We start from the raw sequence: 24,895 nt of genomic DNA, 5'->3' as shown, positions 1-24,895 counted from the left end.
ATGATCCTCGCCCGCGGCTGGGCGCGTCGTCCTCCCTCGGTACCGTCCTCGCGTGGTAGCGGCGCCCCGCGTGCCGGGATGCGCACGTCAGCGGATCGAGGGGTCCGCATGCGGGATCGGCGATCCGCTGCGGTGCGCATCGCCCTCAGGAGGGACGTGAGGAGCCGTGGACGACGGCCCGGATGCGCTCGGGCACCGTCTCGTCGGTGAGGGAGGTCGTGTCGCCGAGCGCCCTGCCGTCGAAGACGTCGACGAGCAGCCGGCGCATGATCTTGCCCGAGCGCGTGCGGGGCAGGTCGGGCACGACGACGACGTGCCGCGGCTTCGCGACGGGACCGATCGCCTCGGCGACGTGCTCGCGCAGCGCGGTCGCGAGGGCGTCGACGTGCCCGTCGCGCCCGCCGACGCCGGGCTCGTGGCCGCGTGCGGGGGTGACGAACGCGCAGATGGCATGTCCGGTCAGCGCGTCCTGCACGCCGACGACCGCGGCCTCCCCGACGGCGGGGTGCGCGACGAGCGCCGACTCGACCTCGATGGTCGAGAGGCGGTGGCCCGAGACGTTGATGACGTCGTCGACGCGTCCGAGCACCCAGATGTCGCCGTCGGCGTCCCAGGCGGCGCCGTCGCCCGAGAAGAACGCGCCCTGCTGCCAGAACCGCGACCAGTAGGCGTCGCGGTACCGCTCGGGATCGCCCCACACGGTGCGGGCGAGCCCCGGTCCGGGCCGGTCGACCACGAGGTAGCCGCCGGAGCCGTACGGCACCGTCTGCCCGAGCTCGTCGACGATGCGCGCCGAGACGCCGGGCAGCGGCCGCGTCGCCGAGCCGGGCTTCAGCGTCGACGCGCCCGGCAGCGGAGCGAGGATCGCGGCGCCGGTCTCCGACTGCCACCACGTGTCGACGATGGGCGCCGTGCCTGCGCCGACGTGCTCGCGGAACCACATCCACGCCTCGGGGTTGATCGCCTCGCCCACCGAGCCCAGGAGGCGGATGGTCGAGAGATCCCACTCCCCGGCGTGCGGCCCCGACGCGAACCCGTCGGGGAACCACGTCATGAGCGAGCGCACCAGCGTCGGCGCGGTGTAGTACGTCGTGACGCCGTAGCGCTCGATGATCTCGAGGTGCCTGCCCTTGTGACCGGCATCGGGCACGCCCTCGTAGAGCACCTGCGTCGCGCCGTTCGAGAGCGGGCCGTAGATCGCGTACGTGTGCGCCGTGACCCAGGCGAGGTCGGCGGTGCACCAGTGCACGTCGTCCGGCTTGTGGTCGAAGGCCGCCCAGTGCGTCCACGACGCCTGCGTCAGGTAGCCGCCCGTCGTGTGCACGAGCCCCTTGGGCCGGCCGGTCGTGCCCGAGGTGTAGATGACGAAGAGCGGATGCTCCGCGTCGAACGCGCGCGCCTCGTGCTCGTCGGATGCCGCGTCGAGCGCCTCGTGCCACCACACGTCGCGCCCGGGCGTCCACGGCACCTCGGGCGTCGCGTCGCCCGTGCGGCGCACGACGAGGACGTGCTCGAGGGATGCGACGCCCGCAGCCGCGCGGTCCATGCGGTCCTTCACGAGCACGGCCTCGCCGCGTCGATGCTGCCCGTCGCTCGTCACGAGCACCTTCGCACCGAGGTCCTCGAGCCGGAAGCGCACCGCCTCCGCGCTGAAGCCGCCGAAGACGAGGGAGTGCACGGCGCCGATGCGCGCGATCGCGAGCGTGACGACGAGGGTCTCGACGAGCGGCGGCAGCACGACCACGACGCGGTCGCCCGAGCCCACGCCGAGCGCCTCGAGCGCGTTCGCCGCTCGGGCGACCTCGCGCTGCAGCTCGGCGTAGGTCACGGTACGGCGGTCGCCGGGCTCGCCCTCGAAGTGCGTGGCGACGCGGTCGCCGTGCCCGGCGTCCACGTGCCGGTCGACGCACTGCACGGCCGCGTTCAGCGTGCCGCCGGCGAACCACGTCGCGGCGGGCACCGTCAGCGCAGGCGTGCCGTCGGGGTTCGTCGCACCGGTCGGCTCGGCGGGGCGCCAGGTGCGGACCGTCTCCCACGGCGTCGCCCAGTCGAGCCGCTCGGCTGCCGCGGCCCAGAACGCGTCCGGGTCGGCTGCCGCCGCATCCCAGACCTCGGGCCCGACGTTGGCCGTCGCTGCGACGTCCGCCGGCGGCGGGAAGGATCGCGTCTCGAGCCGCAGAGCGTCGAGCGCGCTCACGACCAGCGCCTCGCAGCCCAGCGCTGCACGAGTGCGAGGACGGAGTCGGTGAGCTTGCCGGCGACGGCGAGCAGGATGATCGCGAGCAGGATGTGGTCGACGCGGCCGTTCGCCTGGCCGCGCGAGAGCAGGAAGCCGAGGCCCATCGACGCCCCGAGCAGCTCGGCGGCGACGAGGAACAGCCACGCCTGCACGAGGGCGAGCCTGAGCCCCGTGAAGACCGCGGGCAGCACCGACGGCAGCTGCACCGTGACGAAGGTGCCGAGGGTGCGCCTGCCGAACGCGCGCGCGACCTCGACGAGGTTCCGGTCGACGTGATGGAGTGCGAGCGAGACGGTCGTGAAGACGGGGAAGAACGCGCCGATGGCGACGAGGATGACCTTCGACTGCTCGCCGATCTGGAACCACACGATGAGCAGCGGCACCCACGCGAGGCTCGGCACGGCGCGCACGACGCCCAGGACGGGTCCGAGGAGCGACTCGAAGAGTCGCGAGAGCCCGACGAGACCGCCTGCGACGAGGCCGAGCGCAGCGCCCGCGGCGAAGCCGACGAGCACCCGCTGCAGCGAGATGGCGGCGAAGCGGCCCAGCTCGCCGCGCTCGGCGAGGTCGACGCCCGCCTCGAGCACCGCGAGCGGGCTCGCGAAGCGGTACGGCGGGACGATCGCGGCGCCGGGGATCGTGAGCGCCCACCAGACGACGAGGAGCACGAGCGGGATCAGCGCGCCGAGCGTCACGCGCACGGCGGGGTTCGCGAGCGCACCGCGACGCGGACGCCGCCGCTCGCGAGCGCGGTCGCCGTCCGACCCCGCCCCGATCACGGAGGCGGGAGTCGCCGCGAGGAGCGCCGGCTCGGTCATCCGGCGTCGACCGCCGTCTGCGCGAACTGCGGGGCGAGCAGGGTGTCGAGCGCCGCGTCGATCGCGTCCTGCGAGGCGACGTCGCCGATCTCCACCTGGATCGCGCCGATGGGGCGCAGCACGTCGAGCAGCGCGTCGCCGGGCACGCCCGACACGTCGAGACCCTCGCGCTCGTCGATGACGACCTGCGCGACCGAGAGGTCGATCGCGGCGGCGTCGGCGAGCAGCTGCGCCATCTCGTCGGGGTTCGCGAGCGCCCACTCGCGCGCCTGCTCGTAGAGGTCGACCACGGTCTGCACGAGCTCGGGGTCGCGCTCGATGACCTCCTGAGACGCGTTCAGCACCGAGTACGAGTTCAGCGACAGGTCGGTGGCGAGGATCGTCGCGCCGGCGGCCTCGGCGGTCGCCGTGATGGGGTCGAGCCCCGCCCACGCGTCCACCGAGCCGCCCTGCAGGGCCGCCCAGCCGTCGGCGTGCGCGAGGTTCTCGACGGTGACGTCGTCGATCGACAGCCCCGCCTGCTCGAGCGACTGCACGAGGAAGAAGTACGGGTCGGTGCCGAGCGCTGCGGCAACGGTGCGTCCCTGCAGCTGCTCGACCGACGTGATGTCGGATCCGGCCGGCGTCACGATCGAGGCCCACTCGGGCTGCGCGACGACGGTGACGATCTGCTGCGGGGCGCCGTTGGCGCGCGCGAGCAGCGCGGCCGAGCCCGCCGTCGAGCCGAAGTCGATCGCGCCCGAGCGCAAGGCCTCGTTGGCGGCCGACGACCCGAGCGACTGCACCCACTCGACGTCGTAGCCCGCGTCCTCGAGCCATCCTTGGTCGCGGATGACGATCGAGAGCGGGTTGTACGTCGCCCAGTCGATGGCGACGGTCGTCGTGCCGCCGTCGGCGGCGCCGGACTCGGCGGGAGCGTCCTCGCCGGCGACGCATCCGGTGAGGGCGACGAGCGCGGCGGTTGCGCCTGCCGCGAGGGCGGCGAGGCGGGAGGTGGTCGTGCGTGCCATGGGGGTTCTCTCGGGTGCTGGGGAGGGAGGGGACGGATCAGTGGGCGTGGCGGTCGATGCCGAGGCCCGCGAGCAGGTCGGCGCGCAGCTCGGCGAGCTCGGCGGAGCCGCGGTCGCGCGGTCGGTCGCCCGGCACCGTGACGATCTGCTGGATGCGGGCGCCGGCGCGATCGGGGTCGGTGCCGAGCAGCACGACGCGATCGGCGAGCTGGAGCGCCTCCTCCACGTCGTGCGTCACGAGCAGGACCGTCGTCGGCGCGGCGCCCAGCACGCCGAGCAGGAGGTCCTGCATGCGCATGCGGGTGAGGGCGTCGAGCGCACCGAACGGCTCGTCGAGCAGCAGGACGCCGGGGTCGCGCGCGAGGGCGCGGGCGAGGGAGGTGCGCTGCGCCATCCCGCCGGAGATCGCGCGCGGCCGATGGGCGGCGAAGTCCGCGAGCCCGACGAGCTCGAGCAGCGCCGCGACCCGCGCACGGCCGGCGTCCTTCGCGATCGAGGCGGGGAGGCCGTAGGCGACGTTGTCGGCGACGGTGCGCCACGGCAGCAGCCTGGGCTCCTGGAAGCCGATCGCGACGCGGTCGTCGATGCCGCGCACGACGTGGTCGTCGATCGTGACGGCGCCGGCCGTCGGCGCGTCGAGGCCGCCGACGATGCGCAGGAGCGTCGACTTGCCCGAGCCCGAGGCGCCGAGGATCGCGACGATCTCGCCGGGGGCGACGTCGAGGTCGACGCCGTCGAGGACGGGCCGGTCGCCGAAGGCGCGAGCGAGACCGGCCACGCGCACCGCGGCCGGCGTGGAGCGTCCGAGCGACAGCCCAGCGAGGCGGTCGCCGAGCTCGAGTGCTGCCACGGTGGCCTCCTCCCGACGCTGCCGACGGTACGGAAGGCGGCGGATCATCGCATGTCCGCCGGTCATGCGTCGTAACAGAGGGGCTGCGTGACGGTGGCGACCCCTCGACGCCGGTCGAGGAGCGCGCGAACGCAGCTCCCAGCTGGTCGCGGAGCGGGCGAGCGCAGCGAGCACGCGTCACGAGACCCGCCGTCCGTGTGGAGCGTCTCGATGCGCGACGTCCTGGCCGTGACTCGGGTCTCGTGACGGCTCCTCGCTGCGCTCGGGGCCTCCTCGACCAGCTGAGGGCGAGCGCCTCGACGACGGTGGTGTCGTCGCGAGAGGTGCCGCCTACGCGCGCCCCGCCGCGAACGCCCGCATCGCATCCGCCGCGTACTCGGCAGCCTCGGGCCCGCCGTACGCGGCGGCGAAGCGCTCGTCGGCGACGTACAGGTCGGCGAGGCCGACGAACGCCTCGACCTCCGGCTCCCGCTGCCAGCTCGCGGCGATCCACCGCCAGTGCCGTGCCACGAGGGCCTGCACCTCGGCCCCGTCGACCGGCAGGCCCGCCGCGCGCGCGTCGGCGTAGCCAGCGACGAGGTCGACGTGCTCCTGCTGGAAGGCGGCCCTGCCCTCCTCGCCGAGCCCGCGCCACCACGCCTGCCCGGAGCGCCACGCCTCGACGCCCCAGCGCTCGGTGACCTCCGCCTCGTACCGCCGCTGGTCGAATCCGTCGAATGCCGCATCCGCGTCCATGACGCCGTCCTCCCTCGTCGCCGTGACCGTGTGCTCCACGGCACGGATCTGCCGATCGATGCGATCGCGCTCCTCGCGCAGCCATCGCAGGTGGTGGCCGAGCGCCTCCTCGTCGTCGGCGCCGGCGAGCGACTCGCGGATCGCGGCGATGCCGACGCCCAGCTGCCGCAGCAGCAGGATGCGCTGCAGCCGCGCGAGCGCACGGGCGTCGTAGTACCGGTAGCCATTGGCACCGACGCGGCTGGGCTCGAGCAGCCCGACGTCGCCGTAGTGGCGCAGGGTGCGCGAGGTCACGCCGGCGAGGCGTGCCAGCTGCTGGATCGACCACTCCTCCATGGCGACCACGGTAGGAGTTGACGCAGCGTCAAGGTCAAGCGGAGCGGCACGACGTGGTCGCGCCGCGATCGTCGACCCCGCGAGGCGTCGACTCGAGCGTCAGCGTGCGGACGCCTGCGCTCCGAGCACCTCGTCGACCCACGAGACGAGCTCGCGCAGGCCGGCGTCGAGCGGCACGGTCGGCGTCCAGGCGAGCACCGACTCGGTGCGGGACGTGTCGGCCCACGCGTGCCGCACGTCGCCGTGCCGGAAGTCGCCGGACACGACGGGCGTCGGCGAGCCGTACGCCTCGGCGATGACGCAGGCGACGTGCTCGACCGTCGCGTACTCGCCGGAGCCGACGTCGAGCGTCTGCACGCCGGGCGTCGAGGTCGCGAGCGCGGCGCGCATCGCGGCCACCACGTCGGAGACGTGCACGAAGTCGCGGCGCACCAGGCCGTCCTCGTAGAGCGGGATCGCCCGACCCTCGCGGGCCATGCGGCAGAAGAGCGGGAGGATGCCCGTGTACGAGTTCGTGAGCGATTGGCCGACGCCGTAGACGTTCTGCAGGCGCAGCACCGTGAGCGGCACGTCGTGGGCGACGCACCAGGCGGCGAGCAGGTGCTCCTGCGCGAGCTTCGTGGCGCCGTAGACGCTCACGGGATCGGGATGCACGAGGTCGGCGCGCATGGCGACGGGCTCGGCGCCCGCGAAGTCCCACTGGCCGGCCGACAGCTGCTCGACGCCGCGCTGGCCCGGGTAGCGCAGCTCGCCGTCGAAGGACCAGGCGCCCTCGCCGTACACGGCGCGCGACGAGGCGAGCACGATGCGGTCCGGTCGAGCGGAGGCCGCATCGAGGGCCTCCGTGAGCCGCGTGGTGCCGACGACGTTGGCGAGCGCGTGACGCGACGGCTCGGCGAGGGACTGCCCGGTGCCGGTCTCGGCCGCGAGGTGCACGACGTCGAGGCGTCCCGCGTCGCGCAGCGCCCCGACGACCTCGGTCCACGCCGCCGCGTCCGCGACGTCGCCGACCACGAGCTCGACGCCCTCGGGCAGCTGCGGTGCCGTCGCGTGCACCTGCGGCAGCAGCGAGTCGAGCACGACGACGCGGTCGTACTGCCCGAGCGTCTGTCGCAGGAGCTCGGTGCCGATGAATCCGGCACCGCCCGTCACCAGGCACGTTCGCTGCACCGCAGCCTCTCTCTCGTCGTCGCGTCGCGCTCCGTCCCACGTCGACGGCGCCGATCGCCGTCCGCCAGGATACCGACGCGCGGATGCGGCGGCCTCCCACGCCGCGCCGCCTCGAGCATCCCTACCGCACGGTGCCGTTCAGCACGAGCACGAGGTCGCCGGGCACGACGACGCCGTTCGAGATCGTGACGAAGGAGTCCTGCTCGGGGTTCAGCTGCACGAGCACCTGACCGCCCTCGTCGTTCTCGTCCGCGGTGAGGCGCAGCGTGTACGTCTCGCCCGCGTCGAGGTCGAGGTCGCCGGTGTCGAAGGTCGTCAGCCCGACCTCGAGCGTGTTGACCGGCGCCATGCCCGTGTACACGGCGCTGCCGTCGGAGCCCAGCAGCTCGACCCGCAGGGTCGAGACGTTGACCCAGACCACCTCGCCCGCGTCGAAGCCGATCTCCATGCCCGTCACCGAGAGGTCGGCGTCGAAGACCATCTCCTGCTCGACGACGCTGCCGGGCAGCAGCAGGTCGGTCGTGTCGTTCACCGGCTCGACCGTCTGCGACGCCGACGTGTAGACGACGGAGCGTGCCGGCACCACGTACGTCGCGACGATGAGCGCGAGGAAGGCCGCGAGCACGCCGAGCCTCACGAGCACGAGGGAGCGGGGGATGCGCTCGACGTTCGGCATGCCCTCGAGGAACGACCGTCGCGGGTAGTTCAGCACGAGCGTCGCGACGAAGCACGTGATGGCGAAGGCGACGAGGAACGGCACGCGCTCCCACGTCACGTCGCCCGGCCACATGTCCTGCACCGAGTACCAGCGCTGCGGGTCGGCGCGCGGCACGACCTGCCCGAACACGAGGTTGTCGACGAGGCCCCCGTACGCGATCCAGCCCAGCAGCGCGTAGGCCGCGATGAGCGCGAGCCCCGTGAAGGTCTCGAGCAGGGTGTTGAGCACGAGGAAGCGGGGGTTGAGGAAGATGATGAGCACGCTGAACGGCGCCGCGAGCATGATCCAGTACGGATTGATCGGCACGAGCACGCAGAAGCCCAGGAAGGCTACGAGGGGCAGGTAGATCGCGAACGCGATCCGCTCGCGATCGTCCGCGACGCGCTTGGCGTAGGCGAAGATCACGAGGCCGACCATGAGCCCGACGAAGAGCGACGCCGTGATGCCCGAGTGCCAGTCGAAGCCGACGTAGAGCAGCCGGTCGAGCATGTCGTCGGTGAACCGGCCCGTGGAGGTCTCGTAGGCGAGGTCGCCACGGTAGAGCAGCTTGCAGGCGAGCAGACCCAGCATGCCCACGACGAGCTGGCCGATCGCGGGCAGCACGCGCTTCTCGCGCAGCAGGATCAGCGGGATGAACACGAACACCGCGAAGAGCTTCATGGTGTTCGCGGCGAGGAACCACAGCAGGAAGGAGCGCGTGCGCCCCTGCATGAAGGCGTGGATGCCCAGCAGCATGAAGGCGACGGAGATGACGTCGTACTGCACGATCACGACGACGGGCACGAAGGCCGCCATCGAGCCGATGAGGAAGAAGCCCGCCCATCGCGATCGCTGCCTCGAGAGGCCGGCCGTGCGGGCGATGTCGACGACCGTCTTCGCCGCGAGCAGCAGGAAGACCAGCATCATGCCCTTGACCCACAGCAGCGCCGGGATCGAGTCCACGTAATCGAAGCCCGTGGCCTGATGGATGAGCCAGATCGGCAGGTTCCAGATGGCGAAGACGAGGTAGACGGGCACGTCGTAGACGGCCGGGTGGCCGGACTGCGTCTGATCGATCGCGATCTGGTAGAAGTCCTGCAGTCGGCCCGCGAAGATCGCATCGAGCAGGGTGAGCGAGTGGTCGAACGTCGCGCTGACGTCCGCGTAGACGAACGTGAGGAACGCGAAGACCGTGATCGCGCCGAGCAGCAGCCACTCGACGAGCCCGGGCTGCTCGGTCCGCTGGAACCAGCGGCCGGCGCGACTCGTGCTCACGACATCCACGCCCCGACCGACGAGGGCGGCGACGCGCGCCTGCGCGTCGTCGAGCGCCCGGCCGACGCGTCCCGGCGCTCGCCGCTCCCGCGACCGGCGCGCGTCGCCGGCGTCATCGGCATCCGTGCGCACGGTCGCCACGCCCGCGTCGCCGCTCTCGCGGTCGTCCGCCTCCTGCGTCGTCATCCCTCGCTGCCCTCTCGTCCGTGCGGGCAGCATCGCGCCCATGAGGCATCCTGTCTCAAGATGCTGCGACGCATCCGCGCCGCGGGCGGCATCGCCCGCGGACTCCGCTACCGCGTCGTGCCGTCGAGCACGAGCACGACGTCGCCCGACACCACGACGCCGTTCGACGTCGTGACGAAGGAGTCCTGCTCCGGGTTCAGCTGCACGAGCAGCTGCCCGCCGGCGTCGCTCTGCCCCGCGGTGAGGCGCAGCGTGTACGTCTCGCCGGCCTCGAGCTCGAGGCCGCCCGTGTCGAAGGCCGTGAGGCCCACGCCGAGGGTGTTCACGGGCGCGGAGCCCGTGAAGACCGCGGTCCCGTCCGGGTCGAGCAGCTCGACGGTGACGGCGGCGATGTTCAACCACGACACCTGCGCGTCGAAGCCGACCTCGAACTGCGACACCTCGATCGTGTCGTCGAAGACGAGCTCCTCCTCGACGACGTTGCCGGCGACGAGCAGGTCCGTGGGATTCGCCACGGGCGTGCTCGACGTCGACGTGTACGCGACGGGGCGCGCGGGGACGAGGTACATCGCGAAGAGCAGCCCCATGAAGCCCGCGATCGCGGCGAGCCGCACGAGGACGACCGTGCGCGGCACGCGCTCGACGTTGGGCATGCCGAGCACGAAGGCGCGGTTCGGGTAGTTGACGACGAGCGCCACGATGAGGCACGCGACGAGGAAGCCGACGATGAACGGCAGCAGCCCGCTGAGCCCGACGCCCGTGAGCAGGGCCTGCAGCGACGCCCACCGCTGCGACCCAGCGGGTGGCACGAGCCCACCGAAGATCAGGTCGTCGAAGATCCCCGCGTTGTACATCGAGAAGCCGACGATGCCGTACGTGATGAGCAGCACGAGCCCGACCGCCGTCTCGAGCAGCGTGTTGAAGACGAGGAACCGCGGGTTGAGGAAGATGATGAGCACCGCGAACGGCGCGACGAGCGTGATCCAGTACGGGTTGAGCGGCACGAGGATGCAGAACCCGAGGAAGGCGACGAGCGGGATGTAGATCGCCAGCGCGATCCGTTCGCGGTCGCTCGTGACGCGCTTGAGGTACGCGAAGACGACGAGGCACACCATGAGCACGACGAACGCGGGCACCGTGACGCCCGAGTGCCAGTCGAAGCCCGAGATCGTGAGTCGGTCGAGCATGTCCGTCGTGAAGCCGCCGGTGGAGATCGCGTACGCGAGGTCGCCGCGGTAGAGCAGCTTGCAGGCGAGCAGCCCGAGCATGCCGACCACCAGCTGGCCGGCCGCGTGCACGAGGCGCTTCTCGCGCAGCAGGATGAGCGGGATGAAGACGAACACCGCGAAGAGCTTCATGGTGTTGGCGGCGAGGAACCACAGCAGGAACGCGCGCGTGCGGCCGCGCATGTACGCGTGGATGCCGAGGAGCATGAGCGCGACCGAGACGATGTCGTACTGCACGATGACGAGCACGGGCACGAACGCCGCCATCGAGCTGACGAGGAAGAAGCCCACCCACCGCGATCGCTGGCGCGTGAGGCCCGCGGTGCGTGCGATGTCCACGACCGTCTTCGCCGCGAGCACGAGGAAGAAGACCATCATCGCCTTGAGCCACAGCTGGGCTGGCACCGAGCTCAGGTAGTCGAAGCCCGTGAGCTGGTGGATGACGTAGGTCGGCAGGTTCCAGATCGCGAAGACCAGGTAGACCGGCACGTCGTAGACGGCGGGATGGCCGAACGAGTTGTTGTCGATCGCGATCTGGTAGAAGTCCTGGATCCGTCCGGAGAAGACGGCGTCGAGGAAGTTCATCGAGTGCTCGAACGTCGCGCGCACGTCGCCGTAGAGGAACGTGACGAACGCGAGCACCGCGAGCGCACCGAGCAGCAGCCAGTCGACGACGCCGGGCTGCTCGGTGTTCTGGAACCAGCGACCCGGGCGGCTGCGGCGCACGGCCTCCCCGCCGCGGACGAGCGCGCCGCCCACGCGATCCTGCACGCGGTCGAGCGCGAGCCCGACGCGCCCCGGCTGCCAGGTCGACGGCGCCGCGGCGGTGGCGGCCGTCGTCGGCGCTGCGCCGGCGACCGTCGCGGGCGCCGCGTCGTCCGCCGTCGCGCCCTCGCGCTCGGCGGATGCCGGACGCGCCTGGTCGTCGGACGTGGGCGTCGCAGCCTCGGCCTCGTTCGCCTGCTCGCGTGCGCGATCGCGGTCTGCCGCGTCGTCCCTCGTCATGCGTCCGCGCCCTTCCCGGTGGTCTCTGCGACATCCTGCCTCGCCGGCGCCGCCTGCCTGCGCAGGCCGGGCCGCTCGATGAGCATCTTGCGCGCGATGAAGTTGTAGACGAGCACGACGGCCGTCGCGATGAGCTTCCCGACCTCCGGCCACGCGCCCAGCAGCTCGACCGAGAGGAACAGGATGAGCTGGTTCAGGCCGAGCGCGACGATGTTCAGCGCCACGTACAGCGCGAACTCCTTCGCGATCGAGCGGCCCGGCTGCGCCACGAACACGTACTTGAGCGTGAGCACGTAGTTGAGCACGAGCGAGATCGAGAAGGAGATGGTGCTCGCCAGGACGTACGGCACGCCCAGCACGGTGTGGAGCAGCAGGAAGAGCCCGTAGTCGACGCAGAAGGAGATGCCGCCGACCACGAGGAACTTCGCGAACTGGATGGCGAGCCTGCGCATCCTCGCACCGCGCGAGTCCTGCGCCGAGGCGGTGGGCGACGCCCCGGGAGCCGCAGCCATCAGGCCGACTCTGGACGCGGCCGCTCGGCCTCGCCCGCGGACTCGGCGGGCGCATCCGGCAGTCGGCCGAGCCGGCCGCCGCGGAGGTTGACCCACTCGCCCACGACGACGCGCGGCTTGCGGGTGATGCGGCCGTTGATGCTGAGGATGTACTCGCCCAGCACGCCGATGAAGAACAGCTGCACCGCGCCGAGCAGGTAGATGCCCACGGTCACGGACGCCTCGCCGACCTCGTAGCGCTCCCAGTCGATGAGCTTGTTCACGAGCACGAAGACGGCGACGCCGATGCAGATGATGCCGACGATGCCGGCGAAGAACGTGGCGAAGCGCATCATGAGCTTCGTCGACGCCGTCAGCCCCTGCATGGCGAAGTCGTAGTTCTTGAGGAAGTTGAAGTTCGACTTGCCGCGAGCGCTCTTGGCCTGGTCGTACTGCACGATCGCGATGTCGAGGCCGTACTCGGCGACCACGGCCTTGAAGAACGGCTGCACGTCGTCGATGTCCTTCAGGGTCTCGACGAACTCGCGGTCGTAGAGGCCGTAGCCGGTGAAGCGCGCGATCTGCGTCGTGTCCGACAGGTGGTGGATCGTCGTGTAGTAGACGCGGCGCAGGATCGTCATGAACCAGCCCTCGTCGCTCGAGCGACGCTGGCCGACGACGACCTTGTCGCCCTGCTCCCAGCGCTCCACGAACTCGGGGAGGTTCTCCGGCGGGTCCTGCAGGTCGCCGAAGAGCATGAAGGTCGCGTCGCCGCTGCCGTACGTCAGCGCGGAGAAGATGTTGCGGTGGAACCCGAAGTTGCGGGCGTTGAAGACGCCCTTCACGTGGGGGTCCTGCTTCGCGAGCCGCCGGATCGTGGCGCGCGTGCCATCGGTCGAGAAGTCGTCGACGAAGATGATCTCGTAGTCGTAGGCAGGGAGCCGATCGCGGAACACCGCGGTCACGCGGTCGACCATCTCCTCGACGCTACGTTCCTCGTTGTAGCTGGGGATGACGACGCTGATCGTCTTCCTGGGCACGGGCGCTCCTCGTCACGTCCTGCAGAGGCTCCCGCGGGTCGGAGCGCCAGCAGCCTACCAAAGCATCCGTGCGCGCTCGGCGGACGCGGCGCGGCGCCGCCCCGCGCGTCGTGGCGGTGGAGCCTCGGCGTGCGCTCGCCGCACGGCGTGCGCGCGGCGCCGTGGCGCAGGAGTAGCATCACGCGTCGTGACCTCGGACGAGCGCTCCCCGAAGCGCTGGATCATCGGCAAGCCGCTGCCGACCGAGCAGCTCGAGGGCGAGCTGCTGCCGAAGAAGGTCGCGCTGCCGATCTTCGCGTCCGACGCGCTCTCGTCGGTGGCGTACGGCCCGCAGGAGATGTTCCTCATCCTCACGATCGGCGGCCTCGCGCTGCTGTCGAACGCTCCCTACGTCGCGATCGCCGTCATGCTGCTCATCGCGATCGTCGTCGCGGGCAACCTGCAGATCGTCAAGGCGTACCCGTCGGGCGGCGGCGACTACGAGGTCGCGCACCGCAACCTCGGCCCGCGCGCCGGCCTCGTCGTCGCGAGCGCGCTCCTCATCGACTACGTCCTCACCGTCGCGGTGTCGGTCGCGTCGGGCGTCGACAACATCATCTCGGCGTTCCCGCAGCTCGATCCGTACCGCGTCGAGATCGCCGTCGGGTTCATCGTGCTGCTCGCCGCTGCGAACCTGCGCGGCGTCCGCGAGTCCGGTCGCGCCTTCGCGGTGCCCACCTACCTCTTCATCGCATCCGTCGTCGTGCTCATCGTCGTCGGCCTGGTGCAGACGCTGACGGGGAACGCTCCCGTCGCCGAGTCCGCGCAGTACACCGTGCAGACCGACTCGCTGTCGCAGGCGGCGATCATGCTGCTGCTGCTGCGCTCGTTCGCCTCGGGCTGCTCCGCGCTCACGGGCATCGAGGCCATCTCGAACGGCGTGCCCGCCTTCCGCAGGCCGAAGGTGCGCAACGCGCGCATCACGCTCGTGCTGCTCGGCGTCGTCTCGATGTCGCTCTTCGCCGGCATCACGATCCTCGGGCTGATCTCGCGCATCCACTACGCCGAGGACCCGTGCGACCTCGTCGGGTTCGCGAGCTGCGAGACGACGCCGCAGCCGTCCGTCATCGGCCAGCTGGGCGCCGCGGTCTTCGGCGACGGATCGCCGCTGTTCTACGTGCTGCTGGCCGCCACGGCGCTCGTGCTGCTGCTGGCCGCGAACACGGCGTTCAACGGCTTCCCGCTGCTCGGCTCGGTGCTCGCCAACCACGGCTACGCGCCGAAGGCGCTGCGCACGCGCGGCGACCGACTCGTCTACTCGAACGGCGTGATCGTCCTCGCGCTCGGGGCGACGTTGCTCATCGTCGCCTTCCAGGCGAACCTCAACCAGCTCATCCAGATGTACATCATCGGCGTCTTCGTGTCGTTCACGTTCGGGCAGTCCGGGATGGTCGTGCACTGGAACCGCATCCGGCGCGACCCGAAGCGCCGCGGCGAGTTCGACCCCGTCTCCTACGCCGTCAACGTCGTCGGCGCCATCGCCACCTCCATGGTGCTCGTCGTCGTCACGATCACGAAGTTCACGCACGGCGCCTACCTCGTCTTCCTCATCGGGCCCGTGCTGTGGGTGCTGATGTGGGCCATCCACCGCTACTACGCACGCGTGCGGAGCGAGATCGAGCCGGACGAGCACACGGTGTTCGGCGCGCGCGGCGACCACGCGATCGTGCTCGTGGGCGAGCTCACGAAGCCCGTGCTCAAGGCGCTCGACTACGCGATCGCGGCGCGCCACGAGTCGCTCGAGGCCGTGCACTCGGCGATCGACCCCGAGGCGGCGAAGCGGCTGAAGAAGGCGTGGATCCGGCAAAGCATCCACGTGCCCCTGCGCATCCTGCCGAGCCCCTACCGCGACGTCTCGCAGCCGGTCATCGACCACATCGAGGAGCGCCGCGTCGAGCACGGTCCCGAGATCGTCACGGTGTACATGCCGAAGTACGTCGTCGGCCACTGGTGGGAGCGGGTGCTGCACGGCCACAAGTCGCGGCGCGTGCGCCAGCGCCTCTCCCTCACGCACGGCGTCGCGGTCGCCCTCGTGCCGTGGCGCCTGCAGTCGGCGCGCCTGCTCGAGGAGCGCGAGGCGCGCCCGCTGCCCGGCGACGCCCGCCGCGGCACGGCGCGTCGACCGCGGCCCGTGACGCGGCAGCACCACTCCGGCCACCGCCGGTGAGGCGCGCCCTCCCCTGGCTCGCGGTGCTGGTCGGCGGCGCGCTCGGCACCGCGCTGCGCGCCGGCATCGACCTCGCGACGCCGAGCGCGCATCCGTGGCCGACCCTCGGCGTCAACGTCGCCGGCGCGCTCGCGCTGGGCCTGCTCGTCGCACGCGTCTGGCCGATCGCGCCCGAGTGGCTGCGCGCCGGGCTGGGCACGGGGCTCCTGGGCGGCTTCACGACGTTCAGCGCGCTCGCGCTCGTCGTCGCGCAGCGACCCGACGCCGAGGCGCTCGTCTACGCGGCCGCGTCGATCGTGCTGGGCATCGCGGCTGCGTGGCTCGGCCTGCGGCTCGGCGGCCGACCGCGAGCGGCCCTCGAGGTCGACGAGTGATCGCAGGGCTCGGCCTCCTCGTCGTGGCGCTCGCGGGCGGCCTCGGGGCGCTCGCGCGGTTCGCGCTCGCCCGGCTCGGGCATCCCGACCGCCTGCCCTGGCCGATCCTCGTGGCGAACCTCGTCGGCGCGTTCGTCGCAGGCCTCGCGACGAGCCTGCTCGCCGGGGACCCGCTGCTGCTGCTCGTCGTCGTCACCGGCTTCTGCGGCGGCCTCACGACCTTCTCGACGTGGATGGTCGAGACCGTGCAGCTCGCCGATCGGCGTCGCCTCGGCGCGGCGGTCGCGAACGTCGGCGGCACGCTCTTCGCGGGCGTCGCGCTCGCGGCGCTGGGCCTCGGGCTCGGCGCGCTCCTGCGTGCGGCGGGCTGACGGCGCTGCTGGACGCGTCCGGCGACGACGGCGGGTCTCGTGACGCGACGGCGCTGCGCGCCTGCGCTCCTCGACCGGCTGGATGGGACGCCCAGCCGTATCGAGCCGCTCACGCTGCAGCTGGTCGAGGAGGCCGCAGCCGCAGGCTGCAGCCGTCACGAGACCCCGGGACACGCCCGCCCGACGCGACCACGCGCGTGGCTGGGCAGGAGCCGCGGCCGCGTGGTCTCGTGACGCGTGCTCGCTGCGCTCGCGCGCTCCTCGACCGGCTGCTGGGAGACGCCGGCCCTGAGGATCAGCGTGCGAGGAGTCGGCGCACGAGACCCGCGACGAGGGCGGTGCGCTGCGGGAAGGCCGCGCGGACCGCGTGCTCGTGGTCGGCGTGCGCGCCACCGCCCCAGGGGCCGAGGCCGTCGAGCGTCGGGATGCCCGCACCCGCGGTGAAGTTGCCGTCGGACCCGCCGCCGACCGCCGTCTCGCGCAGCGGCTCGAAGCCGAGCTCGGCGGCGACGGCGGCCGCCTGCGTGTAGAGGTCGACGGCCATCGCCCGCTCGAGCGGCGGCCGGTTGATGCCCCCGTGCACGACGATACTCGCGCCCTCGACGGGCGAGGTCATCGCGCGGATGGCGTCGTCGACGCGCTGCTGCTCCCCCGTGGTCCAGGCGCGCACGTCGACGGCGATCCACGCCGAGGCGGGCACGGTGTTCGTCGTCGTGCCCGCCTGCAGCACCGTGGGGGTCACGCTCGTGCCCGCGGCGGCGTCTCCGAGGTCGGTGAGCGCGAGGACGGCGTGCGCGAGCGCGACGGCCGCGTTGACGCCGAGCTCGGGCTCGACGCCCGCGTGCGCGGCGCGGCCGACCAGCTCGAGCCGGTAGATCGACACGCCCTTGCGCCCCGTCTTCACCTCGCCGCCGTGGGCGGCGGCCTCGAGCACGAGCGCCGCCTGCGCCGTCGAGGCCTCGATGATGGGCCTCGACGTCGGCGATCCCATCTCCTCGTCGCCGGTGACGAGGAGGTCGACGCCGTCGAGGGCGGCGTCGCCGCCGCGCTCGCGCAGCAGCGCGAGCGCGTGGACGGCGATCGCGATGCCCGCCTTCATGTCGACCGTGCCCGGCCCGGACACGACCTCGCCGTCGACGAGCGGGATGCGCTCGAGCGTGCCGAGCGGCCACACGGTGTCGTGGTGGCACACGAGCAGCACGCGCGGCTCGCCCCACGTCGCCCGCACGTGCACGAAGCCGTCGATCGTCTGCTCCGTCACCGTGGCGCCGAGCCTGCGCTCGAGCAGCGCGCGAACGGCGTCGGCGCTGCGCCGCGAGGCCTCCGCATCCCGCGAGGGCGACTCGACCGCGCACAGGGCGAGCGTGTCGGCGACGATGGCGTCCACGCGGTCGTTCGCGGCGGATGCCAGCTCGTGCATGCGTGCTCCATCTCGATCCGTGGCGCATCGGGCTCGACGACACCGCCGTGCTACTCTGCCAGATGGCTTGCAAAGCGCGGTGGCGCGCGCGTATCGCCCGCACGTAGGATGCGGGCGTTCTCGGTTGGGGGTGCAGCATGGGTCGAGGTCGTCAGAAGGCGAAGCACACGAAGATCGCTCGTGAGCTCAAGGCCTACAGTCCGAACGTGAACTACTCGGCGCTCGAGCGCGAGATCGGCACGGCGCACCAGGACGACGAGTACGTCGACAAGTGGGCCGAGTACGTGCAGGACGACCGGGACGACGAGTACGAGGGCCGTAGCGCCTGACGTGACCTCCGTCTCCCGGCCGCTGCGCGACGACGCGATCGCGGCTCCGCTCGGCCCGCACGCCACGGGCACGGCCCCGGTCTTCGAGTCGCTGTCGGTGCTCGACCTCTTCAAGGTCGGCATCGGTCCCTCCTCGTCGCACACCGTCGGTCCCATGCGGGCCGCATGGGACTTCGTGCGCCTGCTCGACGTCGCAGGTCTGCGGAGCGCGACCGCCCGGCTGCGCATCGATCTCTTCGGCTCGCTGGGTGCCACGGGATCGGGCCACGGCACCGACACGGCGGTCATGCTCGGCCTGTCCGGCCACGCACCCGACACCGTTACGACCGACGAGATCGCCGCGACGCTCGCGGCGATCCGCGACGACCGCGCGCTGCTGCTCGCCGGCGAGCATCCCGTGCCGTTCGACGCCGCGACCGCCGTCGTCTTCCGCCCCCTCACGATCCGGCGCGAGCATCCGAACGCCCTGCGCATCACGGCCTACGACGCCGACGGCGAGACGCTGCAGACCCACGGCTACTACTCGATCGGCGGCGGCTTCGTCATGCGTCACGACGAGGGCGACGTGCTCGCGCCCGTGCCCGAGCCCGCCGAGGCGACCGGGGAGCTGCCGCTGCCGTTCTCGACGGCCGACCAGCTGCTCGCGCACTGCGTCGAGGGTCGCACGGTCGCGGAGGTCATGCTCGCGAACGAGTCGGCATGGCGGTCGGAGGCCGAGACGATCGCGGCGCTCGAGCACGTCTGGCAGGTCATGCAGGACTGCGTCGACGCCGGCATCCGCACCGACGGCATCCTGCCGGGCGGGCTCGACGTGAAGCGACGCGCGAAGGCCTGGCACGAGAAGCTGCTCGCGCGCGACGCCGCCGGCACCGATCGCCGCGACCTGCTCGAGGGCATGGAGTGGGTCAACCTCTTCGCGCTCGCCGTCAACGAGGAGAACGCGGCCGGCAATCGCGTCGTGACGGCGCCGACGAACGGCGCAGCGGGCATCATCCCCGCCGTCATGCACTACGCCGACCGGTACGTGGACCTCGAGGAGCGTCGACTGCCGTGGGCCGTGGAGTTCCTGCTCGTCGCGGGCGCGATCGGCATCATCATCAAGGCGGGCGCCTCGATCTCCGGTGCCGAGGTCGGCTGCCAGGGCGAGGTCGGCTCGGCGTGCGCCATGGCGGCGGCGGGCTTCGCCTCCGTCATCGGCGCGACGCCCGAGCAGATCGAGAACGCCGCCGAGATCGGCATCGAGCACAACCTCGGCCTCACGTGCGACCCGATCAAGGGCCTCGTGCAGATCCCGTGCATCGAGCGCAACGCCATGGCCTCCGTGAAGGCGATCAACGCCGCGCGCATGGCGAAGCACGGCGACGGCACGCACTTCGTGACGCTCGACACCGCGGTCGAGACGATGCGGCGCACCGGCGCGGACATGAGCGACAAGTACAAGGAGACCGCCATGGGCGGTCTCGCCGTCACCTTCGTCGACTGCTGAGCCGGCCGCGATCGGCCGCCGTCGTCAGTACAGGAACGGCAGGAAGAGCAGCGGCGTCAGCGACAGGAGCAGTGCGAGCACGCTCCAGATGAACGGCGTGTAGATCAGCAGCACGAACGCGCCGACGCTGAGCCCGGCGATCGACAGGCCGCGCCGCTGCTCCTTCACGATGCCGACGATGCCGAGCACGATGGCCGCGACCGAGTTGATGCCGATCGGCACCAGGAAGCCCGAGATGCCGAGGATGAGCGACCACATGCCGAGCGTGGTCTTCGGGCTGCGCGGGGCGGGATAGGCGCCGGCGTAGGCGTACGGCTGCTGGGGTGCGGGACCGACAGGCGGGTAGGCGCCCGGCTGCCCGTAGGGGTTCGTCATGCGGAGTCTCCTCGTCGGCGCACGAGGGCCTGCGGCGGGCCCCCGTGCGACGAGCGGTCGATCAGTACTGGTAGGCCGCGCCGAGGGCGAGGATCGCGATGAACGGCACGATGACGAACCACACGATGGGCGCCCAGATCAGCAGGCCGACGCCGCCGGACACGAGGCCCGTGATGGACATGCCCTTCGAGTTCTCGCGGATGAGGCCGAAGATGCCCAGCACGATCGCGGCGAGGTTGTTGACGAAGAACGGCAGGAGCAGGCCGGACAGTCCGAGGATCATCGACCAGAGCCCGAAGGTCTTCTTGTCGCTCTTCGGGCGGGGGGTCGAGGCCGCGTAGCCCGCGTAGGGGTTCTGCCCGTACTGCGGCGTCGCGTAGCTCGCCTGCGGAGCGGCGTACGAGGACTGGTCGGGCGAGGAGTACGCCGGCTGCTGCGGCTGCTGCGGCTCCTGGCCGGGAGGGGTGTAGGTCATGGGTTCGCCTTCTCGAGGATGCGGAACGGAGCGGCCCGCGGCACGGAGATCCTACGCGCCGAGCCCGGACGCGACCTGCTCGGCCCGCGGCCGCCGGTCAGAGCAGCGAGCCGAGCGCGGCGAGCGCGAGGGCGGAGGTGCCGGCGAGCGCCGTGGCGGCGCCGACGCCGACGAGCAGGGCGATGGTCACGCGGTCGATGCGGCGACCGCGCGCCAGCGGCCGGGGCGCGATCGCGCGGTGGTCGGGAGGCTGCACGGCGGGGTGCTGCGGCGCGGCCGCGAATCCGGGCGTCGTGGTCATGCGGTCGAGGATGCCGAGCCGTCCTGATCCTCGCCCGGACGCGTCCTGGACGACGCGTCAGCGTTGCCGGAGGACTTCGTGGATGCGCTCGCAGGTCAGCCGTGTGCGCCGACGAGGCGCACGGCGCCGCCGTCGACGCCCTTCGCGCCCTGCACCCATCCCTCGCCCTCGGGCGTCGCGCCCGCTGCCTCGACCTCGCCGGCGATCCACGCGGGGATGCCGGCTGCCTCGGAGTCGGCGACGACCGCGGCCGCATCGGCGGGATCCACGACGGCGATCATGCCGAGACCGAGGTTCCAGGTGCCCTCGGTGGCGACGAGGTCGTGGCCGCCGATCGCGGCGAGCGCGCCGAACACGTCCGGCACCGCCCAGCCGCGCTGGAGCTCGACCGCGAGGCCGGCAGGCAGCACGCGCGCGAGGTTCGCGGCGATGCCACCGCCCGTGACGTGGCTGATGGCGTGGATGCGGCGCCCCTCGGCGAGCATGGCCACGAGCGGGCTCGTGTACAGGCGCGTGGGCTCGAGGAGCACCTCGGCGGCGACGCCGCCGAGGTCGTCGACGCGGTCGGTGAGCGCGATGCCGGCGTCCGCGAGGATGCGACGCACGAGCGAGAAGCCGTTGGAGTGCAGGCCGCTCGAAGCCATCGCCACGACCGCGTCGCCCGCGCGCACGCGATCGGGGCCGAGCAGCGCATCCGCCTCGACGATGCCGACGGCGGCGCCCGCGACGTCGTAGTCGTCGGGCCCGAGGAGCCCGGGGTGCTCGGCGGTCTCGCCGCCGACGAGCGCCGTGCCGGTCGCTTCGCACGCGGCCGCGATGCCGCGCACGATGTCGGCGATGCGGGCGGGCTCGATGCGACCGCACGCGATGTAGTCGGTCATCGCCAGCGGCTTCGCGCCGACGACGACGATGTCGTCGACGACCATGCCGACGAGGTCCTGGCCGATGGTGTCGTGCTTGTCGATCGCCTGCGCGAGGGCGACCTTCGTGCCGACGCCGTCGGTCGACGAGGCGAGCAGCGGGCGGCGGTACTCGCCGGCCGCCGACAGGTCGAAGAGCCCGGCGAAGCCGCCGACGCCGCCGACGACGCCCGCGCCGTGCGTACGTGCGACGGCCGCCTTCATGAGCTCGACGGCGCGGTCGCCCGCGGCCGTGTCGACGCCTGCTGCCGCGTAGAGATCCGTCACGGTCTCCAGGGTACCGGCGCGCGGCATGCCGACCCGCCCCGGCGCGACGCCCGCGCACGAGGCGCGCGACCGCGCGTGACCGCGGGTGCGATCCCCGCCGCTCGGGCCCGTCCCCTGCGCCGAGGACTCGTCCGTGAGAGCGTCGAGCATGGCCCCTCCCACCCCGACCGATCCGCGCCCCGACGACCCCGCATGGATGGCGCGCGTGCCCGAGTCGGCGCGCGCCGACGTCCGCGCCGGCCGCAGCAGGCTGGATCCACGACGCGTCGGGGCGATCGTCGGCGTCGCCGGCGGGCTCGTGTTCGTGCTGGCCAACCTCGCGTGGGCGCCGCCGCCGCTCGCGATCGGGCTGCGCGTCGTCGCGGTCTGCCTCGCCGTCGCGACCCTCGCCGCGCTCTTCGTGCGCCCGCGCGCGCTCGGGGCGCCCGCGCCCGTCGGGGTCGGCGCGTGGTGGGTCTACCTCGCGTCCGTCGTCGGCATGCTGGCCCTCATCGCCCTCGCACGCCTGGCGCTGACCGCGACAGGTCGGGAGGCGGCGATCCCCGTGGCGATCGCGGTGGCCGTCGGCCTGCACTTCCTGCCCTTCGCCCGCGCCTTCCACGAGCGGCACTTCCTCGACCTCGGCGTCGCCCTCGTCGGCCTCGGTGGCGTGGGCACGGTCGTCGCCATCGTGGTCGGCGCACCCGGCGGCGAGGCCGCTGCCGTCGCCGTCGGGCTCGTCATGCTCGCGCTCATGCTCGCCTACGGCGTCCGCGGGCGCGCGCTCTCCGCGCGCTGACCTCGCCGTGACACCCGGTGCGGCCCAGCAGCGCGGCGAGCTCGCGGCGCTGGCCAGACCGCCGGCCCCCGTCCCTTCGCGATCCTCGTCCGCGTGCGAGGATCGTCAGCGACCCGAATGACGTCGATGGAGACCCCATGCGAGCACTCGTCACCGCGGGCGAGCCCGGACTGCGTCTGACCGACGTGCCCGAGCCGACCGTCGGCCCCGGCCATGTCGCCCTGCGCGTGCTGCGCGCCGGCATCTGCGGCACCGACCTGCACATCGACGCGTGGGATGCGTGGGCGCAGGCCGCCGTGCGCCCGGGCCTCGTCGTCGGGCACGAGCTCGTCGGCGAGATCGTCGAGGTGGGCGACGGCGTCGTCGACCTGGCGGCCGGGCAGATCGCCTCGGTCGAGGGCCACGTCGTGTGCGGCACGTGCCGCAACTGCCGTGCCGGCAGGCGCCACCTGTGCATCCGCACCTCGAACCTGGGCGTGCAGCGCGACGGCGCGTTCGCCGAGCGCGTCGTCGTGCCCGCGACGAACGTGTGGGTGCACCCGGGCCGCACGATCGACGCCGTGAGCGACGCCGAGCTCGACGTGTTCGGGATCTTCGACCCCTTCGGCAACGCCGTGCACACGGCGTTGAAGTTCCCCGTCGTGGGCGAGGACGTGCTCGTGACGGGCGCCGGCCCCATCGGCCTCATGGCCGCGGCCGTCGCCCGCCACGTCGGGGCCCGCCACATCCTCGTCACCGACGTCGCGCCCGCGAGGCTCGAGCTCGCGCGGTCGATGGGCTTCGAGGCGATCGACGTGCGCACCGAGCGGATCGAGGATGCGCAGGTGCGGTTCGGCATGCGCGAGGGCTTCGACGTCGCGCTCGAGATGTCGGGAGCGCCGAGCGCGCTGCCCGCCATCATCGACAACCTGAACTTCGGCGGCCGCATCGCGATGCTCGGCCTGCCGTCGCAGTCGATCGACATCGACTGGGCGAAGGTCGTGAGCCACATGCTCACGATCCAAGGCATCTACGGCCGCGAGATGTACGAGACCTGGTACGCCATGTCGTCGCTCGCGGAGACGGGGCTCGACGTGTCGCCGGTCATCACGCACCGCTTCGCGTTCGACGACTGGGCCGAGGCGTTCGCGGTCGCGCGGTCGGGCGCCGCGGGCAAGGTCGTGCTCGACATGACGAAGGAGGCGTGATGTACGCGATCAAGGATGCGCTCGCTGCCGAGCTGGCGGAGATCGAGGAGGCGGGGCTGACGAAGCGCGAGCGCGCGATCGCAGGGCCGCAGGGTGCGCAGGTGACGGTGCGCGACGCGTCGGTGCTGAACCTGTGCTCCAACAACTACCTCGGGCTCGCCGACCATCCGGCGATCGTCGAGGCGGCGAAGACGGCGCTCGACGACTGGGGCTTCGGCATGGCGTCGGTGCGCTTCATCTGCGGCACGCAGGAGCAGCACCTCGAGCTCGAGCGGCGCCTGTCGGCGTTCCTCGGGCAGGAGGACACCATCCTCTACTCGTCGTGCTTCGACGCGAACGGCGGGCTCTTCGAGACGCTGCTCGGCGCCGAGGACGCCGTGATCTCGGATGCGCTGAACCACGCGTCGATCATCGACGGCGTGCGCCTGTCGAAGGCGGCGCGGTACCGGTACGCGAACCGCGACATGGCCGAGCTCGAGGCGCGCCTGCAGGAGGCGTCGGGCGCCAGGCGGCGGCTGATCGTCACCGACGGCGTGTTCTCGATGGACGGCTACCTCGCCCCGCTCGAGGCGATCTGCGACCTCGCCGAGCGCTACGACGCCATGGTCATGGTCGACGACAGCCACGCGGTCGGCTTCACGGGTGCCACGGGCGCGGGCACGCCCGAGCTCGCGGGCGTCTCCGACCGGGTCGACATCATCACCGGCACGCTCGGCAAGGCGCTCGGCGGCGCGTCGGGCGGCTACGTCGCGGCACGCGCCGAGATCGTGGCGCTGCTGCGCCAGCGGTCTCGGCCGTACCTCTTCTCGAACGCGCTCGCGCCGTCGGTCGTCGCGGGATCGATCGCCGCGCTCGACCTCGTGGAGGGCGCGGGCGAGCTGCGCGAGCGCCTGCAGCGCTCGACGGCGCGCTTCAAGGCGGGCATGGAGGAGGCCGGGTTCGAGCTGCTGCCGGGCTCGCACCCCATCACGGCCGTCATGTTCCACGACGCCCGCCTCGCATCCGAGATCGCCGACGCCATGCTCGAAGAGGGCGTCTACGTCACCGCGTTCTCGTTCCCGGTCGTGCCGCGCGGCGAGGCGCGCATCCGCGTGCAGATCTCGGCGGCGCACTCGGACGAGGACGTCGACCGCGCCATCGCGGCGTTCGTCGCGGCCAGGGCGCGCGTGCAGGGCTGACCCGCGGCCCTCCCACGACCGCGCGGATCGCGCACCGCGGACCGCGGACCGCGGACCGCGGACGTTGCGAGGTGCGCCTCCTGCAGCGAGGTGCCGTTGCAACCGCACCTCGGTGCAGAGAGCGCACCTCGGAACGAGAGGCGGCGGGAG

At 72.4% G+C, this 24,895-nt stretch carries 23 protein-coding genes; 8 read left to right on the top strand and 15 right to left on the bottom strand.

Features of this window, described 5'->3' with window-relative positions; genetic code table 11:
• Positions 1-145: 145 nt before the first annotated feature.
• The 10 genes from acs to C1N71_RS02025 all read right to left on the bottom strand — a co-directional run bounded on the left by acs (position 146) and on the right by C1N71_RS02025 (position 13,078).
• A complete protein-coding gene (acs, locus tag C1N71_RS02070) occupies positions 146-2,203 on the bottom strand; it encodes an acetate--CoA ligase (RefSeq protein ID WP_137757153.1) in 2,058 nt (685 codons plus the stop codon).
• Positions 2,194-3,057, bottom strand: a complete 864-nt coding sequence (locus C1N71_RS02065) for an ABC transporter permease (protein WP_137754894.1) — start codon at positions 3,055-3,057, stop codon at positions 2,194-2,196. The genes acs and C1N71_RS02065 overlap by 10 nt, the downstream gene beginning before the upstream one ends.
• Positions 3,054-4,067, bottom strand: coding sequence for an aliphatic sulfonate ABC transporter substrate-binding protein (locus tag C1N71_RS02060; RefSeq protein ID WP_137754893.1), 1,014 nt, complete (start codon positions 4,065-4,067; stop codon positions 3,054-3,056). The genes C1N71_RS02065 and C1N71_RS02060 overlap by 4 nt, the downstream gene beginning before the upstream one ends.
• A gap of 37 nt (positions 4,068-4,104) precedes the next feature.
• Positions 4,105-4,917: an ABC transporter ATP-binding protein gene (locus C1N71_RS02055; RefSeq protein ID WP_441297130.1), complete on the bottom strand. Its 813-nt coding sequence runs from the start codon at positions 4,915-4,917 to the stop codon at positions 4,105-4,107.
• Between the two features lie 330 nt (positions 4,918-5,247).
• Positions 5,248-5,988, bottom strand: coding sequence for a MerR family transcriptional regulator (locus C1N71_RS02050; protein ID WP_175414058.1), 741 nt, complete (start codon positions 5,986-5,988; stop codon positions 5,248-5,250).
• A 99-nt stretch (positions 5,989-6,087) separates the two neighbouring features.
• Positions 6,088-7,140: an NAD-dependent epimerase/dehydratase family protein gene (locus C1N71_RS02045; protein WP_254678061.1), complete on the bottom strand. Its 1,053-nt coding sequence runs from the start codon at positions 7,138-7,140 to the stop codon at positions 6,088-6,090.
• 139 nt (positions 7,141-7,279) lie between these two features.
• On the bottom strand, positions 7,280-9,316 hold the full coding sequence (locus C1N71_RS02040; protein ID WP_137754890.1) for a hypothetical protein: 2,037 nt from the start codon (positions 9,314-9,316) through the stop codon (positions 7,280-7,282).
• A gap of 107 nt (positions 9,317-9,423) precedes the next feature.
• Complete coding sequence (locus tag C1N71_RS02035) at positions 9,424-11,547, bottom strand: Ig-like domain-containing protein (protein WP_217496025.1); 2,124 nt, start codon at positions 11,545-11,547, stop codon at positions 9,424-9,426.
• On the bottom strand, positions 11,544-12,059 hold the full coding sequence (locus C1N71_RS02030) for a GtrA family protein (RefSeq protein WP_137754889.1): 516 nt from the start codon (positions 12,057-12,059) through the stop codon (positions 11,544-11,546). The genes C1N71_RS02035 and C1N71_RS02030 overlap by 4 nt, the downstream gene beginning before the upstream one ends.
• Complete coding sequence (locus tag C1N71_RS02025) at positions 12,059-13,078, bottom strand: glycosyltransferase family 2 protein (RefSeq protein ID WP_137754888.1); 1,020 nt, start codon at positions 13,076-13,078, stop codon at positions 12,059-12,061. Before C1N71_RS02025 ends, C1N71_RS02030 begins: the two co-directional genes overlap by 1 nt.
• A gap of 187 nt (positions 13,079-13,265) precedes the next feature.
• On the opposite strand from C1N71_RS02025, the gene C1N71_RS02020 reads away from it, so the two are divergent.
• The 3 genes from C1N71_RS02020 to C1N71_RS02010 are packed head-to-tail and all read left to right on the top strand — an operon-like array spanning position 13,266 to position 16,029.
• A complete protein-coding gene (locus C1N71_RS02020; protein WP_254678060.1) occupies positions 13,266-15,284 on the top strand; it encodes an APC family permease in 2,019 nt (672 codons plus the stop codon).
• A complete protein-coding gene (locus tag C1N71_RS02015) occupies positions 15,281-15,658 on the top strand; it encodes a fluoride efflux transporter FluC (protein ID WP_137754886.1) in 378 nt (125 codons plus the stop codon). The genes C1N71_RS02020 and C1N71_RS02015 overlap by 4 nt, the downstream gene beginning before the upstream one ends.
• A complete protein-coding gene (locus C1N71_RS02010; RefSeq protein WP_254678059.1) occupies positions 15,655-16,029 on the top strand; it encodes a fluoride efflux transporter FluC in 375 nt (124 codons plus the stop codon). The genes C1N71_RS02015 and C1N71_RS02010 overlap by 4 nt, the downstream gene beginning before the upstream one ends.
• A 295-nt stretch (positions 16,030-16,324) precedes the next feature.
• Here C1N71_RS02010 and C1N71_RS02005 read toward each other — a convergent pair whose 3' ends face one another.
• Positions 16,325-17,449 carry a M20/M25/M40 family metallo-hydrolase gene (locus C1N71_RS02005; protein ID WP_137754885.1) on the bottom strand — a complete coding sequence of 375 codons (1,125 nt, stop codon included), beginning with the start codon at positions 17,447-17,449 and terminating at the stop codon, positions 16,325-16,327.
• A 137-nt stretch (positions 17,450-17,586) separates the two neighbouring features.
• On the opposite strand from C1N71_RS02005, the gene C1N71_RS02000 reads away from it, so the two are divergent.
• Entirely contained in the window at positions 17,587-17,778 is a 192-nt protein-coding gene (locus tag C1N71_RS02000; protein ID WP_137754884.1) for a DUF3073 domain-containing protein, read from the top strand.
• Between the two features lie 37 nt (positions 17,779-17,815).
• Positions 17,816-19,264 carry an L-serine ammonia-lyase gene (locus C1N71_RS01995; protein ID WP_137757149.1) on the top strand — a complete coding sequence of 483 codons (1,449 nt, stop codon included), beginning with the start codon at positions 17,816-17,818 and terminating at the stop codon, positions 19,262-19,264.
• Positions 19,265-19,288: 24 nt separating this feature from the next.
• Here C1N71_RS01995 and C1N71_RS01990 read toward each other — a convergent pair whose 3' ends face one another.
• The 4 genes from C1N71_RS01990 to purM all read right to left on the bottom strand — a co-directional run bounded on the left by C1N71_RS01990 (position 19,289) and on the right by purM (position 21,629).
• The gene (locus tag C1N71_RS01990) at positions 19,289-19,639 is read right to left on the bottom strand and encodes a DUF4190 domain-containing protein (RefSeq protein WP_137754883.1); all 351 of its coding nucleotides are present in this window, start codon (positions 19,637-19,639) and stop codon (positions 19,289-19,291) included.
• Between the two features lie 61 nt (positions 19,640-19,700).
• The gene (locus C1N71_RS01985) at positions 19,701-20,114 is read right to left on the bottom strand and encodes a DUF4190 domain-containing protein (RefSeq protein ID WP_137754882.1); all 414 of its coding nucleotides are present in this window, start codon (positions 20,112-20,114) and stop codon (positions 19,701-19,703) included.
• Between the two features lie 97 nt (positions 20,115-20,211).
• Entirely contained in the window at positions 20,212-20,415 is a 204-nt protein-coding gene (locus C1N71_RS01980) for a hypothetical protein (protein ID WP_137754881.1), read from the bottom strand.
• A 95-nt stretch (positions 20,416-20,510) separates the two neighbouring features.
• Complete coding sequence (gene purM / locus C1N71_RS01975; RefSeq protein WP_137754880.1) at positions 20,511-21,629, bottom strand: phosphoribosylformylglycinamidine cyclo-ligase; 1,119 nt, start codon at positions 21,627-21,629, stop codon at positions 20,511-20,513.
• Positions 21,630-21,750: 121 nt separating this feature from the next.
• Here purM and C1N71_RS01970 point away from each other — a divergent pair, with 121 nt between their 5' ends.
• From C1N71_RS01970 to C1N71_RS01960, 3 genes are all read left to right on the top strand, one after another.
• Positions 21,751-22,380, top strand: a complete 630-nt coding sequence (locus C1N71_RS01970) for a hypothetical protein (protein ID WP_137754879.1) — start codon at positions 21,751-21,753, stop codon at positions 22,378-22,380.
• A gap of 137 nt (positions 22,381-22,517) precedes the next feature.
• Positions 22,518-23,567: an L-threonine 3-dehydrogenase gene (gene tdh / locus C1N71_RS01965; RefSeq protein WP_137754878.1), complete on the top strand. Its 1,050-nt coding sequence runs from the start codon at positions 22,518-22,520 to the stop codon at positions 23,565-23,567.
• Positions 23,567-24,745 (top strand): glycine C-acetyltransferase, encoded by a 1,179-nt coding sequence (locus C1N71_RS01960; RefSeq protein ID WP_137754877.1) that lies wholly within the window; start codon positions 23,567-23,569, stop codon positions 24,743-24,745. Before tdh ends, C1N71_RS01960 begins: the two co-directional genes overlap by 1 nt.
• Positions 24,746-24,895 lie beyond the last annotated feature (150 nt).

It is taken from the genome of Agrococcus sp. SGAir0287, assembly GCF_005484985.1.
Taxonomy (GTDB): domain Bacteria; phylum Actinomycetota; class Actinomycetes; order Actinomycetales; family Microbacteriaceae; genus Agrococcus.
This window is presented reverse-complemented; position numbering and strand designations above follow the sequence as displayed.

Excerpts from the sequence above, each read along its gene's own strand:
- C1N71_RS02040 (WP_137754890.1), bottom strand. The coding sequence starts at position 9,316 with ATGACGACGCAGGAGGCGGACGACCGCGAGAGCGGCGACGCGGGCGTG.
- C1N71_RS01985 (WP_137754882.1), bottom strand. The coding sequence starts at position 20,114 with ATGACCTACACCCCTCCCGGCCAGGAGCCGCAGCAGCCGCAGCAGCCG.
- C1N71_RS02060 (WP_137754893.1), bottom strand. The coding sequence starts at position 4,067 with ATGGCACGCACGACCACCTCCCGCCTCGCCGCCCTCGCGGCAGGCGCA.
- C1N71_RS02050 (WP_175414058.1), bottom strand. The coding sequence starts at position 5,988 with ATGGAGGAGTGGTCGATCCAGCAGCTGGCACGCCTCGCCGGCGTGACC.
- C1N71_RS02030 (WP_137754889.1), bottom strand. The coding sequence starts at position 12,059 with ATGGCTGCGGCTCCCGGGGCGTCGCCCACCGCCTCGGCGCAGGACTCG.
- purM (WP_137754880.1), bottom strand. The coding sequence starts at position 21,629 with ATGCCGCGCGCCGGTACCCTGGAGACCGTGACGGATCTCTACGCGGCA.
- C1N71_RS01990 (WP_137754883.1), bottom strand. The coding sequence starts at position 19,639 with ATGACGAACCCCTACGGGCAGCCGGGCGCCTACCCGCCTGTCGGTCCC.
- C1N71_RS02035 (WP_217496025.1), bottom strand. The coding sequence starts at position 11,547 with ATGACGAGGGACGACGCGGCAGACCGCGATCGCGCACGCGAGCAGGCG.
- C1N71_RS01980 (WP_137754881.1), bottom strand. The coding sequence starts at position 20,415 with ATGACCACGACGCCCGGATTCGCGGCCGCGCCGCAGCACCCCGCCGTG.
- C1N71_RS01970 (WP_137754879.1), top strand. The coding sequence starts at position 21,751 with ATGGCCCCTCCCACCCCGACCGATCCGCGCCCCGACGACCCCGCATGG.
- C1N71_RS01960 (WP_137754877.1), top strand. The coding sequence starts at position 23,567 with ATGTACGCGATCAAGGATGCGCTCGCTGCCGAGCTGGCGGAGATCGAG.
- C1N71_RS02000 (WP_137754884.1), top strand. The coding sequence starts at position 17,587 with ATGGGTCGAGGTCGTCAGAAGGCGAAGCACACGAAGATCGCTCGTGAG.
- C1N71_RS02065 (WP_137754894.1), bottom strand. The coding sequence starts at position 3,057 with ATGACCGAGCCGGCGCTCCTCGCGGCGACTCCCGCCTCCGTGATCGGG.
- tdh (WP_137754878.1), top strand. The coding sequence starts at position 22,518 with ATGCGAGCACTCGTCACCGCGGGCGAGCCCGGACTGCGTCTGACCGAC.
- C1N71_RS02005 (WP_137754885.1), bottom strand. The coding sequence starts at position 17,449 with ATGCACGAGCTGGCATCCGCCGCGAACGACCGCGTGGACGCCATCGTC.